General features: G+C 74.2%; 13 protein-coding genes. 3 read left to right on the forward strand and 10 right to left on the reverse strand.

From position 1 onward, the window contains the following. Positions 1 to 91: 91 nt before the first annotated feature. The 3 genes from AB0D66_RS29680 to AB0D66_RS29690 form a co-directional block, all read right to left on the reverse strand. Positions 92 to 466 carry an RNA polymerase-binding protein RbpA gene (locus AB0D66_RS29680; protein WP_007262928.1) on the reverse strand — a complete coding sequence of 125 codons (375 nt, stop codon included), beginning with the start codon at positions 464 to 466 and terminating at the stop codon, positions 92 to 94. Positions 467 to 780: 314 nt separating this feature from the next. Further along, positions 781 to 2,163, reverse strand: a complete 1,383-nt coding sequence (locus AB0D66_RS29685; protein WP_362310081.1) for an MFS transporter — start codon at positions 2,161 to 2,163, stop codon at positions 781 to 783. Positions 2,164 to 2,230: 67 nt separating this feature from the next. Further along, complete coding sequence (locus AB0D66_RS29690) at positions 2,231 to 3,001, reverse strand: glycerophosphodiester phosphodiesterase family protein (protein ID WP_362310084.1); 771 nt, start codon at positions 2,999 to 3,001, stop codon at positions 2,231 to 2,233. 205 nt (positions 3,002 to 3,206) lie between these two features. On the opposite strand from AB0D66_RS29690, the gene AB0D66_RS29695 reads away from it, so the two are divergent. After that, positions 3,207 to 4,709, forward strand: a complete 1,503-nt coding sequence (locus tag AB0D66_RS29695) for a PLP-dependent aminotransferase family protein (RefSeq protein ID WP_362310087.1) — start codon at positions 3,207 to 3,209, stop codon at positions 4,707 to 4,709. 59 nt (positions 4,710 to 4,768) lie between these two features. On the opposite strand, the gene AB0D66_RS29700 is transcribed toward AB0D66_RS29695, so the two are convergent. Together AB0D66_RS29700 and AB0D66_RS29705 are read right to left on the reverse strand one after the other, a co-directional pair. Beyond that, positions 4,769 to 6,373, reverse strand: coding sequence for a hypothetical protein (locus AB0D66_RS29700; protein WP_362310090.1), 1,605 nt, complete (start codon positions 6,371 to 6,373; stop codon positions 4,769 to 4,771). A gap of 71 nt (positions 6,374 to 6,444) precedes the next feature. Beyond that, complete coding sequence (locus tag AB0D66_RS29705) at positions 6,445 to 6,639, reverse strand: hypothetical protein (protein WP_030031218.1); 195 nt, start codon at positions 6,637 to 6,639, stop codon at positions 6,445 to 6,447. Positions 6,640 to 6,955: 316 nt separating this feature from the next. On the opposite strand from AB0D66_RS29705, the gene AB0D66_RS29710 reads away from it, so the two are divergent. Both AB0D66_RS29710 and AB0D66_RS29715 read left to right on the forward strand, forming a co-directional pair. Further along, complete coding sequence (locus AB0D66_RS29710; protein ID WP_362310093.1) at positions 6,956 to 7,378, forward strand: ankyrin repeat domain-containing protein; 423 nt, start codon at positions 6,956 to 6,958, stop codon at positions 7,376 to 7,378. 343 nt (positions 7,379 to 7,721) lie between these two features. Then, positions 7,722 to 9,119, forward strand: coding sequence for a HEAT repeat domain-containing protein (locus tag AB0D66_RS29715; RefSeq protein WP_362310096.1), 1,398 nt, complete (start codon positions 7,722 to 7,724; stop codon positions 9,117 to 9,119). A 93-nt stretch (positions 9,120 to 9,212) separates the two neighbouring features. Here the strand turns inward: AB0D66_RS29715 and AB0D66_RS29720 are convergent, their stop codons facing one another. The 5 genes from AB0D66_RS29720 to AB0D66_RS29740 all read right to left on the reverse strand — a co-directional run bounded on the left by AB0D66_RS29720 (position 9,213) and on the right by AB0D66_RS29740 (position 12,795). Beyond that, complete coding sequence (locus tag AB0D66_RS29720; protein ID WP_362310099.1) at positions 9,213 to 9,893, reverse strand: hypothetical protein; 681 nt, start codon at positions 9,891 to 9,893, stop codon at positions 9,213 to 9,215. Beyond that, complete coding sequence (locus tag AB0D66_RS29725; RefSeq protein ID WP_362310102.1) at positions 9,890 to 10,462, reverse strand: RNA polymerase sigma factor; 573 nt, start codon at positions 10,460 to 10,462, stop codon at positions 9,890 to 9,892. The genes AB0D66_RS29720 and AB0D66_RS29725 overlap by 4 nt, the downstream gene beginning before the upstream one ends. Before the next feature lie 73 nt (positions 10,463 to 10,535). Beyond that, entirely contained in the window at positions 10,536 to 11,402 is an 867-nt protein-coding gene (locus AB0D66_RS29730; protein WP_362310105.1) for a biotin-dependent carboxyltransferase family protein, read from the reverse strand. After that, positions 11,399 to 12,016, reverse strand: a complete 618-nt coding sequence (locus tag AB0D66_RS29735; protein WP_362310108.1) for an allophanate hydrolase subunit 1 — start codon at positions 12,014 to 12,016, stop codon at positions 11,399 to 11,401. The genes AB0D66_RS29730 and AB0D66_RS29735 overlap by 4 nt, the downstream gene beginning before the upstream one ends. After that, positions 12,013 to 12,795, reverse strand: coding sequence for a 5-oxoprolinase subunit PxpA (locus AB0D66_RS29740; protein ID WP_362310111.1), 783 nt, complete (start codon positions 12,793 to 12,795; stop codon positions 12,013 to 12,015). The genes AB0D66_RS29735 and AB0D66_RS29740 overlap by 4 nt, the downstream gene beginning before the upstream one ends. Positions 12,796 to 12,882: the final 87 nt, after the last annotated feature.

The following is a 12,882-nucleotide window of genomic DNA, read 5'->3' on the forward strand; positions in this document are numbered from 1 at the left end:
CCGCCCCCGCGGCGCCCCCCCCCGCGGGGGGCCCCCCCCCCCCGGGGGGGGGGGGCGCCCCTCGGCTGTTGCTGTTGCTGTCGTCCGGCTGTCAGGCGGACTTGCGGCTGTCCCGCGGATGCACGGCAATGTTCATGGCGCCGGAACGGAGGACCGCGAGCCTTTCGGCCAGCACTTCCTCCAGCTCCTCGCGGGTGCGCCGCTCCATGAGCATGTCCCAGTGCGTTCGCGCAGGCTTGCCCTTCTTCTCTTCGGGCCCGTCCCCGTCCACCAGGAGTGCCATGGCGCCGCACGCCTTGCACTCCCACTCCGGCGGAATTTCTGCCTCAACCGAGAACGGCATCTCAAATCGATGTCCGTTCTGGCATGCGTACTCCACCGCCTGGCGCGGGGCCAGATCGATGCCGCGGTCCGTCTCGTAGCTGGTAACCACGAGGCGCGTACCGCGGAGAGCTCGCTCACTCATGAATCGTGCCTCCCGGGCTTTGTCGCCCACAGGACAGGTGTCGCTGTCGTCGTCATCCGGTCAACGTCCGGTCGGCGGTATAGATTCCCGCTCCGGGTCACGCGTCGCCCGTCGTGCCGCCCCTTGTTGTACCCACCAATGCCCGTTTTGTCACATCTGGCAGCAGATGTCACCCAACGTCTCCACTTATCAAGCGCGCAGTAACGGTCCGCCTGGCAGGCCAAAGGCGTACACTACCGGCCCTTCGCTTCAACGTCTAAATTCGTTCGGAATTCGTTCGTGGATCCGGGCCGCGCGTGACCACGGAGCGGTCCTCAGATCCGCTCGGGTACAGGATTGCCTGCCGCCTCCACCGCGCGCCGCACCGGCACTCGCGCGAGCAGCACGAATCCAAGTGCGAAGAAGACCACCAGCGAGATGATGGCGTCCCGGTAGCTGCCCGTGACCTGGTACGTCAGGCCGAAAACGAGCGGCCCGACCCAGCTCAGCCCGCGGTCGCTCATCTCGTACGCGGAGAAGTACTCGGCCTCCTTCCCGGCAGGCACCAGGTGCGAGAACAGCGAGCGCGACAGCGCCTGGCTGCCGCCCAGCACCAGCCCGATCATCGCGGCGAGCGCGAAGAACCACACCGGGGTCCGGGCCGGCAGGAAGTATCCGGCCGCCAGCGTCACCGCCCACGCCGCCAGCGAGCCGAGGATCGTCCGCTTGGCACCGTAGATCCGGGCCAGCCGGCCCATGCCGAGCGCGCCCGCCACCGCCAGGACCTGCACCAGCAGCACCGCCCCGATCAGGGTGGACTGCTCGAGCTCCAACTCCTCCGAGCCGTAGATCGAGGCCTGGGAGATCACCGTCTGCACGCCGTCGTTGTAGATCAGGTACGCGAGCAGGAACGACAGGGTCAGCGGATAGCGCCGCATGTCCTTGAGCGTGGCCACCAGCTGCTTCCACCCGCTGACGGCCGGCCCCGCCCCCGCCTCCCGGACCACGGCCCGGTCCCGCAGCCTGCGCAGCGGGATCAGCGCGAAGGCCCCCCACCACAAGCCCGCCGAGGCCAGGCAGATCCGTACCGCCTCGCTCTCGGACAGGCCGAAGGTGTCGTGCCCCATGTAGAGCACCAGGTTCACCACGAGCATCAGCGAGCCCGCGGTGTAGCCGAAGGCCCAGCCCCGGGACGACACCGTGTCCCGCTCGTCCGGGGTGGAGATCTGCGGCAGGTAGGCGTTGTAGAGCACCATCGAGACCGACAGCGAGGCGTTCGCCACGACCAGCAGCAGGCCGCCGAGCAGGTAGCGCTCGCCGCCCAGGAAGTACATGCCCGCGGTGGCCGCTGCCCCCGTGTACGCGGCCGCCGCCAGCATCGGCTTCTTGCGGCCGGACCGGTCCGCGATGGCGCCCACCAGGGGCATCAGCAGCACGGCCAGGATCACCGAGGCGGAGACCGAGTAGGCGAAGAAGGATCCGGCCCGCACCGGGACGCCCAGCGGGTGTACGAAGCCGTCGGCGTCCGCGGCGGCCTTGGCCACCGAGGTCAGGTACGGCCCGAGGAACACCGTGAGCACGCTCGCCGAGTACACCGAGACGGCGAAGTCGTAGAAGTACCAGCCCCGCTGCTCGCGCTTGCGCGCGGCCGCCGCCACCGCTTCCGGTCTGCCGTCCTCGGCCCCCGGTTCCGCTTCGTCCGAAGTCTGCGCACTCATCGGTGCCCCCTCGCTGGTCCCCGTACCGCGCGGCCCCCCGGAGCCCGCGCGGCGGCCGGCGGCCTTGTCAGGCCCAGGCCCCGCGCCGGTCCAGCACCGCGCGCAAGATGTCGATCCGGTCGGTCATGATGCCATCGACTCCCAGGTCGAGGAGAGACTCCATGCGTTCCGGTTCGTTCACGGTCCACACGTGCACCTGCAGGCCCCGCTCGTGCGCGGTCCGCACGAAGCGCCGGTCGACCACGCGGATGCCCGCCTGGGTCTCCGGAACCTGGGCCGCCACCGCCCCCACGCGCAGCGCCGCGGGGATCGCGTACGAGCGCAGCCGCAGGCCGACGACCCCGCGCACCCCGTAGGACGTCGCCAGCCGGGGGCCGGCGATCTTCTGCGCCCGGGCCACCCGGCTCTCGGAGAAGGAGCCCACGCAGACCCGGTCCCAGATGCCCGCCCGGGCGATCAGGTTCACCAGCGGGTGCAGCGCGGACTCGGCCTTGACGTCGATGTTCCAGCGGGCGTCCGGGAACTCCTCCAGCAGTTCCTCGAAGAGCGCCAGCGGCTCGGTGCCGCCCACCCGCGCCTCGCGGATCCGCTTCCACGGCAGCTCGGCGATCCGGCCCTGTGCGTCGGTGACCCGGTCCAGGGTGGAGTCGTGGAAGGCGACGAGCTTCCCGTCGGCCGTGGCGTGCACATCGGTCTCGAAGTAGCGGTAGCCCGCGTCGGCGGCCCGCCGGAAGGCGGCGGCGGTGTTCTCCAGCCCGTCCGCGGCCCCTCCCCGGTGCGCGAAGGGGATCGGAGCCGGATGGTCCAGATACGGATGGCGAAGGCGTACGTGCGTCACGGCCGCAGTATCCCCCGGGGCGGGGGGTGGCGGTGGTCCGCGAGGTGAACGGGGGACGAGAACGCCACAGGGCGAGAACCCCGGCGGGCAGGCCCCCCTGGTACGGGTGGACCGGCCCGTGACACTCTGTCCCCGTAGACCGCAATCCAATCCCGGCCTCCGGCGCGACCGGTCGAGGCCAATTCGAGAAGGTGGACCGGACGCAATGGCCGAATGGACCTCGGCGGTCGGTGCCGCGCAGCTCGCCCGCCTGATCGGCTCCCAGCAGGAACGCCCCGCCGCTGCGGGCGCCCGCAAGCCGCCCGCGTACCGCACCCTCGCCGACGGGATCCGCCTCCTCGTCCTCGAGGGACGCGTTCCGGTGGCCGCCCGGCTCCCCGCCGAGCGCGAGCTGGCCGCCGCCCTCTCCCTCAGCCGGACCACCGTCGCCGCCGCGTACGAGGCCCTGCGCGGGGAGGGGTTCCTGGAGTCCCGCCGGGGCGCCGGCAGCTGGACCTCCGTGCCGGCCGGGAACCCGCTGCCCGCCCGCGGACTGGAACCGCTGCCGCCGGAGTCCCTCGGCTCCATGATCGACCTGGGCTGCGCCGCCCTGCCGGCCCCCGAGCCCTGGCTCACCAAGGCGGTCCAGGGCGCCCTGGAGGAGCTGCCCCCGTACGCCCACACCCACGGCGACTACCCGGCGGGCCTGCCCGCCCTGCGCCGGATGCTCGCCGACCGCTACACCGAGGCGGGCATCCCCACGATGCCCGAGCAGATCATGGTCACCACCGGGGCGATGGGCGCGATCGACGCGATCTGCAGCCTGTTCGCCGGGCGCGGGGAGCGCATCGCCGTCGAGTCCCCCTCCTACGCGAACATCCTCCAGCTCATGCGCGCGGCCGGGGTGCGCCTGGTCCCCGTGGCGATGGCGGACGGGCTGGCGGGCTGGGACATGGACGTCTGGCGGCAGGTGCTGCGCGACTCGGCCCCCCGCCTCGCCTATGTCGTCGCCGACTTCCACAATCCGACCGGAGCCCTGGCTTCCGAGGAGCAGCGCCGGGCCATGGTGGAGGCCGCCCGGTCCGCGGGCACCGTCCTGGTCGTCGACGAGACCATGCTGGAGCTGGGGCTCGACCCCGGCCTGGAGATGCCCCGGCCGGTCTGTTCCTTCGACCCGGGCGGCAGCACGGTGATCACCGTGGGCTCCGCCAGCAAGGCCTTCTGGGCGGGCATGCGGATCGGCTGGGTCCGCGCGGCCCCCGACGTGATCCGGAGCCTGGTCGCGGCCCGCGCCTACGCCGACCTGGGCACGCCGGTGCTGGAGCAGCTCGCGGTGAACTGGCTGATGCGGACCGGGGGCTGGCAGGAGGCCGTGGGCATCCGCCGGGTGCAGGCGCGGGACAACCGGGACGCGCTGGTCGCGGCGGTGCGGCGGGAACTGCCGGACTGGGAGTTCGAGGTTCCGCAGGGTGGGCTCACCTTGTGGGCCCGGGCCGGCGGCCTGTCGGGCTCCCGGCTGGCCGAGGTGGGGGAGCGCGTCGGCGTACGGGTTCCCTCGGGCCCCCGGTTCGGCGTGGACGGCGCTTTCGAGGGCTACGTCCGCCTGCCGTTCACGGTGGGCGGCCCGGTGGCGGAGGAGGCGGCCGCCCGGCTCGCGGCGGCGGCCCGTCTGGTCGGCACGGGCGCGGGCGGCAGCGGCGCGGAGCCGCCCCGCACGTTCGTGGCGTAGTCCGGCCCGCCCCCGGTCCAGCGGCGCGGGCCCACGGCGTCGGCTCTCGCGGCGCGGGCCTACGGCGTCGGCGTCTCGGCCGCCAGTTCCGGCGTGTCGACCGCCGAGCCCTGGGCGGGAGGCTGCCCCGGAGCCCGACCACCGCCCACGCCGGGGGCGAGCCGCTCCGGCAGCAGCTCCAGCACCGCCTGCCGGAAGGCCGGCTGGGCGGCGTCGTCGTAGGGGTCCGGGGTGGCGGGCACCTGGAGCCGGTGCACGGGACCGGAGCCGAGCCGGGCGTACCCCCGGCCGGGCGGGACCTGGGCCGGCGGGGTGGTGTGCGGCGGCAGCCCCAGGACGTCGGCGACCTGCTGGATCGCGGCGGGCCCGAGGACGACCCGGGCGCGGGTGTGCTGCCAGACGGCGTCGTGCAGCAGCTCCAGGTGGTCGAACTGCTCGGTCACCGCCACGGTGACGTGCGCGGCCCGCCCGTGCCGCAGCGGCACCTGGAGCTGGGCGAGCGGGTCGGGCCCGCCCTCGGCCGCCGCGAGGTGCGCCAGCACACTGGGGCGGTCCAGCAGGATCCACAGCGGGCGGCGGGTGTCCTCGGGTGCGGGCCGGCCGGCCTCGCGGGCCCGGTGGGCGGCGATCAGGCGCCGCTCGGTCTCCTTGGCGGCCCACTCCAGGGTGGCCAGCGCCCCGACCGGCCCGCATTCCACGGCGATGACTCCGCTGCGGCCGGACAGGCAGGCGTACTCGCCGCTGCCGCCGCCCTCGACGACCAGGACGTCGCCGCCGTGCCGCAGGGCCTGCAGGGCGATGGAGCGCAGCAGGGTGGAGGTGCCGCTGCCGGGCTGGCCGACGGCCAGCAGGTGGGGTTCGGTGGCGCGGGGGCCGGTGCGCCAGATGACCGGCGGCACGTCCCGGGGCTCGTCGCCCTCCAGGACGGGCAGGGTGCGCTGAACGCTGCCGGCGTCGGTGAAGCCGAGGACGGTCTCACCGGGGGAGGTCACGTACGGCTGGGCGGCGATGCCCGTCGGCAGCGCCGCCAGCACGCTCAGGTCGAGCTGGTTGCCCTCCTCGTCCCATTCGAAGAGATACTCCCGTCCGCGCCCGGACTTGGCGTGCAGCAGTGCCTCGATCCGGGCCCGTGAGGCGGCCTCGCCATCGGTGAAGTAGGCCGGGTAGCGGATGTGGAGCCGGGTGACGCGGCCCGCCTCGTCGAACTCGTAGCCGCTGAAGGCCTTGTCCCATTCCCCGCCGTGGGCGAAGAGCGGGCTCGGGTCCTCCGGGGTGGAGAAGTACGGCACGAGTGCTTCGTAGAGGGAGCCGAGGCGTTCGGTCTCGGCATCGCTGGGCCCGGTCTTCACCGGGGTGCGGTCGCGTCCCTGCCAGGCCGCCGCCGCCATGAGGGTGATCAGGGCGAGGAGCGGGCCGTAGGGGACGAGTGCGACCACGAGGACGCAGGCGGCTCCCAGGAACAGCGCGGGACCACGCTTGTCCTTGGGGGTTTCGGACCATTTGCGCCGCCCGGCCGAGGCCAGGATGCGCAGGCCGCGTCCGATGGTGAGGAGCGGATGGAGGACGTCCGTGGCGCTGTCGGCGGCCGTGCGAGCAAGGTCGCGGCCCCTTGTCAGCGACGCGGTGCCGTTGCTGAGGATGCGGGGAAGTGGGCGCCGGGCCACGGGCGTCTCCTGGAGTTGTGGGTGTTCGGGTACTTCGGGTGCGGCTGGTGGTCGCCGTGCCTCGGGGCGGGCTAGAGCTTGATCCCGCCGAGCAGGCTCGCGAGGCTCGCCGTGCTCGCGGTGATGCTCGGAGCGATGGCGGAGCCTGCGAGGAAGAAGCCGAACAGCGAGCAGACGAACGCGTGGGTCAGCTTCATCCCGTCCTTCTTGAAGAAGAGGAAGCAGATGATGCCGAGCAGGACGACGCCTGAGATGGACAGGACCATGAGAATTTCTCCTGGTGGGTGGGGACAGTCACCATCAGTTCTTCCAGGCTCACAGGAAGTATCAATGCGACAAAAGGTGCATACGGGTGAATCCAGGAGTTTTTCACTGGACCGGGTCACTCCGACTGGCGCGTCCGGTGCGAAGGGGGGCAAGGGTGATCATTGCCTCGGCCTGGCCCGGACATGTGCAGGTCCGGGCGCTACTCTGACGATTCACCCGTACGGACGCAGTGCCGTGCACCCCCCTGCCCGCCCGGCCCGGGGGCTGTCCACCGGGGCGAACCATGCCAGCAGCGAGTGAAAGGCGGTACGAACGATGAGCGAGCACACCGACGGCGGCTCCGGTGCCCAGGACGTCCCCGACGAGGACGTCATCGAACTGGCCACCAAGATCTTCGACCTCGCCCGCCAGGGTGAGACCGAGACGCTCGCCGCGTACCTCGACGCCGGGGTGCCGGCGAACCTCACCAACGACCGCGGCGACACCCTCGTCATGCTGGCCGCCTACCACGGCCACGCGGCCACCGTCACGGCCCTGCTGGCCCGCGGCGCCGAGGCCGACCGCGCCAACGACCGCGGCCAGACCCCGCTCGCCGGTGCCGTCTTCAAGGGCGAGGAGGACGTCATCCGGGCCCTGCTCGCCGGAGGGGCCGATCCGGCCGCCGGAACCCCCTCCGCCGTGGACACGGCGCGCATGTTCGCCAAGGCCGACCTGCTGGAACTCTTCGGAGCCAAGTAGTCCGCTTTTTTGCCCGGTACAGGCCGCGCCCAGCCCGTGTCCGACCTCACAGGTTGGTCACGGCGGCCGTAAATGTGGTCGCGGCGCACAAACCGGCTGGGTCATCATGGCGTCGGATTCGATTCGCGAACATGACGGACGGGCAGGAGCGGGCTGGACACGACGGGTGTCCACACCCGGCGCCTGCCGCACCGGCCGCCCTGGCCGCGAAGCACCGACGAGAGTGAGAAGGCAATGGTCTACATCGAGCGGAACCTGACGGCGAACGTCCTCACATGCTGTTACGCGGCCCTGTGAATCCCGATTCCCGGTTGCGTCCCCAGCTTGATTTGAGGCCATTCCCATGTTCGAACCAGTCATAGCGCCGAGCGGAACGCTGCTCGGGCTGCTCCAGCGGGGCCGTGGCGACGGCACGCTGCACGCCCTCGCGGCGCCCAGGGCGGAGGCCCTGGAGGCCCTCGACCAGTGTGTGGTCCGCGACCCGCGCCAGGACTGGCAGGTCGAGAACCGCTCCTTGTACTACGCCCGGCTGTACCTGGACCTCGACGGCCCCCTCGGCGCGATCGAGGCCCACCTCTTCGGCGCCGAGGACCTCCTCGACGAAGCCGACGAGCGCACCGGCCTGGCCCTGTCCGTCCTGGGCCACCTCGCCTCGTACGGCCGCGACGACGCGCTCATGCTGCTGCGCCGGTACGCCGCCTCCGGAGCGAACTGGGCCTGGGCCCTCGACGAGCTCGCCCTGCGCGACGACGACGAGGGACTGCGGTCCCTGGCCGGGCCGGTGATCGCCCGCTTCCCCGCCACCGTGGAGGGCGAGGCGCGGCTGGCCGCCGCCATCCGCGACGCGTACGAGCCCAGGCCCTGGTGCCTGTGGGAGGAGTCACCGCGGTACGGCGAGCGCCTGCGCGCCGCCCGCCGACAGGGCTCCTTCGACCGCTGGCAGCGCCAGCTGACCCCCAGCGGCCCCCGGCCCGGCTGGGGCGTCCAGGCCGTCTTCGACTGGGCCGCCGACGGCCTGCGCCGCGGCACCCCGCTGCACGTGCCCGCCGCGCGCTGCCTCGCCGCCGTCGCGCAGCCCGAGGACCGCCCCGCCATCCTCGCGGCGGCGGCCGGCGCGTGCGGCGAGGCGGCCCGCGCCACCGCCCTGCACCACCTGGTCCTCGCCGAACCGGAGAACCCGGCCGTACTGGACCTGATCGAAGCCGCCGCCGACGAGCCCGCCGTGGCCGCGTACGAGCGCATGTGCGGCCCCGGCGCGGTGGACCGCGCCCGGCGCTGGATCGACCGGCCCGACGCCCTGGGGGCGGCCGCGGGGGCCATCCTCGCCGCCCGGGGCGGAGCCGAGGACGCCGGCCTGGTCCTGGGGGCCCTGCGCTCCACCGTCCGCGGCGAGGGCCCCGACACCCGGGCGCTGTACGCCCTGGTGGACGGAGCGGGCCGCCTCGCGATCGGCTGCGCGGCCCCCGTGCTGCGGCACGTCTACCGCGAGACGTCCTCCTCCCACCTGCGCGGCCGGGCCGCCCGGGCCCTGGCCAGCACCGACCCCTCCTTCGCGGCCGGCTTCGCCGTCGAATGCCTGTGGGACTGCGAGGAGACCACCCGCGAGGTGGCCGCCCGCCACGCCGAGACCGCCGACGCCCGCGTGGCCCCCCGCCTGCGGCGCCTGGCCGCGGACCCGGCGGAGGAGGAGGACGTCCAGTCTGCCGTCCGCAGCCGCATCGCCCCGGAGTCGGCCGTGTAGCCCCGCCGGCCCCGCACCGACGCACCTCGGCCCGGCCCCCTGGAGGAGGGGGCCGGGCCGAGTGCTGTGACGACGTGCGGCCGCGGAGCGGGATCAGGGCGACGTGGTGGGCGGTGCGCCGGGGGGCGGGCTCGGTACGCGGGTGGGGGGCCCCAACCGCTGGGCCTCCAGGGCGGCCTCCGTGTTGTCGGCCGCGCAGAACGGGGCGTACGCGTTCGGCAGGACTCCGAAGACGATTCCCTGCTTCCCGTCCCAATACGGCGGATAGTAGTTCCACGTGAGCGCGAGGGTGTGTCCCGGGGAGACCGCCTTCGGGTTGACCTTGAGGGTGCGTCCGTCATCGGCGCGCGACACACCGGCCGCGGGATCGTCCTGCGGGACTTTGCCCCAGGTCCAAGTCGCCCCCATGCACTCGCGTTCCGGCACCGGCTGGAACGCGGCGGCCTCGACCCCCAGTTCCCTCAGCCGGTCGGCCAGAGCCGGGAGCTGCTCCTTCCGGGGCAGATCGAACCGCAGCGACCCGTCCCGCTCCTTCGTGATCCTGGGCGCGTGGGTGCCCGAAGGGCTCGGCGTGCCGGCGGGCAGCGAACCGGTGTGGGTGCTTGCCGTCAGGGTCATGACGGCGACCACGGCGGCCGTGGCGACGCCCACCGCGAGCGGGATGCCGTACCGCCGGGCGAAGGGCCGGGGGGTGGCCGCGGGCGCGGCCTCCGGGAGACGGGCCAGGAGCGCGGCCTTCAGCCGCTCCTCGAAGCCGCTGGGCCGGGTGCTCATCGGGCTGCCTCCAACTGGCTTTTCGTCGCGGAGCCCGGAGCGCCCAGGGCGCGGCGGGCCCGGTGCAGGCGTACGCGGACGGTCGTCTGGGTGACGCCGAGGGCCTGGGCGGCCTCGGCCGGGGTGAGCTGGTCCAGGACGACCAAGTCGAGCGCGGCGCGCAGCGGCTCGGACAGGGCGGCGTGGCGCTCGGCCAGCTTCCGGAAGGCGCGCTGGGCGTCGATCCGCTCCTCCAGCGCCGCCACGTCCTCGTCGTCGAGCAGGCGCCGCCCGCTGAGCCGCGCCAGCGCGCCGCTCTCGCGGGCCAGCCCGCGGGCGTGGCCCGACAGGACGTTGCGGGCTATCCCGAACAGCCAGGCGATCGGCGCTCCCCTGTTGGGCCGATAGCCGGAGGCCGAACCCATCGCGGCGAGGAAGATGTCCGCCGTCAGGTCCGCCGCCAGGTGCGGGTCGGCGACCCGGCGGGTGACGAAGCCGAGCACCGCGTCGATGTGCTGCTCGTAGAACGCGCCGAACCCCTCGGGCGTGGTGAGATCCGGTGGTCCGGTCTCGTGTCGTGGGCTGCGCACCCGGTTCCTCCCCTGCGTAGGGGACCCGGTCGGCCCCCTCACTCCGTACTTGGCCGCGGCCCCGTCAAACGTTTCACCGGGCGGCCACGAACCTCACCGCGACCCCCGGCCGGGCCTGCGCCGCCGCATCCAGTGCAGGCCCCCGGGGGACCACGCCCACGACCGGATAGCCGCCCGTCACCGGGTGGTCGGCCAGGAACACCACCGGCAGGCCGTCCGGCGGGACCTGGACCGCTCCCAGGACCATGCCCTCGCTCGGCAGCTCGCCCTCGCGAGCCCGGACCAGCGGTGTCCCCGACTCCGTGCGCAGGCCGATCCGGTTGGACACCGGCGACACCCGGAACACCGAGCGCCACAGCCCGGTGAGGGAGGCCGGGGTGAACCAGTCGGCCCGCGGCCCGGGCCGGAGCGGGAGCAGCAGTTCCCGAGGCGCCCCGGGCAGGGGGCACACGTCGCCCGGCGGGGCCGGCTCCGGCCCCGCCGGGCCCACCGGCAGCAGGGTCCCGGCCGACAGGACCGGAGGCCCCAGGCCCGAGAGCAGGTCCGTCGAGCGGCTGCCCAGCACCGGCGGGACGTCCAGGCCGCCGCGCACCGCGACGTAGCCGCGCAGGCCGGACTCGGCCCGGCCCACGTCCAGCTCCGCGCCGGCCGGAAGCCTGACCGCGGCTCCCCAGGCCACCGGACGGCCGTCCACCCGTACCGGGCAGGGCGCGCCGGTGACGGCCACGGTGACCGGGGCCAGGGCCCGGAGCGTGACCCCGTCGAGGGTGGTCTCCAGCGCCGCCGCGTCCGGCGCGTTGCCGAGCAGCCGGTTGGCCAGCGCGTACGCCGCCGTGTCCAGCGCCCCCGAGCGCGGGACCCCCAAGTGCGCGAAGCCCGGGCGCCCCCGGTCCTGGACCGTGGTCAGCGCGCCCGGCCGTACCACCAGCAGCCCGGTCACCGGCCCGCCTCCGTGAACCGCACCCGTACTCCGGGCGCGAACAGGGCCGCGGGGTCGCGGCCCGGGTCCCAGAGCACCGCGTCCGTGGACCCGATCAGTTGCCAGCCGCCGGGGGAGGAGCGCGGGTACACCCCGGCGTACTCCCCGGCCAGGGCCAGCGACCCGGCCGGGACGGAGGTGCGGGGCGTGGCCCGCCGGGGCAGGTGGAAGCGCTCGGGGAGCCCGGTCAGGTAGCCGAAGCCCGGTGCGAACCCGCAGAAGGCCACCCGGAAGACGGTCTCGCCGACGATGCCCGCGACGCCCTCCGGGGCCACCCCCCACAGCCTGGCGACCTCGGTCAGGTCCGGACCGTCGTACCGCACCGGGACGGTGATCAGGGGGCCCTGGGACGGGGCGAGCGGGGGCACTTCCCAGCCGGCGATCCGGGCACCGAGCCCGGCCGGGTCCCGTACGCCGTCCAGCAGCACGGTCCGCGCGGCCGGCACGAGGTCCCGTACGGGGCCCAGCTCGCCCGCGTCCCGGCGGCGCAGCAGTTCGGCGTGGAGCGCGGCCACCTCGGCGGCCGAGCCCACCTCGACCAGGAGGGCCTCCGCGCCGACCACGAGGGTCCTCACGCGAAGGCCTCGACCCGGACCCCGGCCGCGCCCAGGGCCGCGCGGACCCGGCGCGCGAGGTCCGCCGCCCCCGGGGTGTCCCCGTGCAGGCACAGGGAACGGGCGGCGACCGGGACCGGGGAGCCGTCGGCCGCCGTCACCGACCCCTCGGCCGCCATCCGCACGGCCCGCGCCACCACGGCGTCCGGGTCGTGAACCACCGCCCCCGGTTCGGTGCGCGGCACCAGCGTCCCGGCGGGCGTGTAGGCGCGGTCGGCGAACGCCTCCGGCACGGGGGGCAGGCCGGCCGCCGCGGCCGCGTCGAGCAGCAGGGAGCCGGGGAGGCCGAGCACGGGCAGGGCGCCCCCGGCCGTCAGGACCCCCGCGACCACGGCGGCGGCCTGGTCGGCATCGTGCACCGTGCGGTTGTACAGCGCGCCGTGCGGTTTCACGTACGACACCCGGGAGCCGGCGGCCCGTGCGAAGACGTCCAGCGCCCCGATCTGGTAGGCCACCTCGTCCGCCAGTTCACCGGCCGGCACGTCCATGGCGCGGCGGCCGAAGCCCGCCAGATCGCGGTAGGAGACCTGCGCGCCGATCCGTACGCCACGCTCGGCAGCCAGCTCGCAGACCCGGCGCATGATGGACGGGTCCCCGGCATGGAAACCGCAGGCGACGTTGGCGCTCGTGACGACCGTGAGCAGGGCCTCGTCGTCCGTGAGCGTCCAGCGTCCGAAGCCCTCGCCGAGGTCGGCGTTGAGGTCGATCGCCGCCGCGGAGGGTGTGATCATGGAAGCCATGCGGTGAGCGTAGAGGACCGCGCTCGGGCGATCCGCGGACGATCCGGCCGAACCATGCCGTTTGGGATGTTGTCAGGGTCAGCGCCT

The organism is Streptomyces sp. NPDC048270 (assembly GCF_040652335.1).
Classification (GTDB): Bacteria; Actinomycetota; Actinomycetes; order Streptomycetales; family Streptomycetaceae; genus Streptomyces.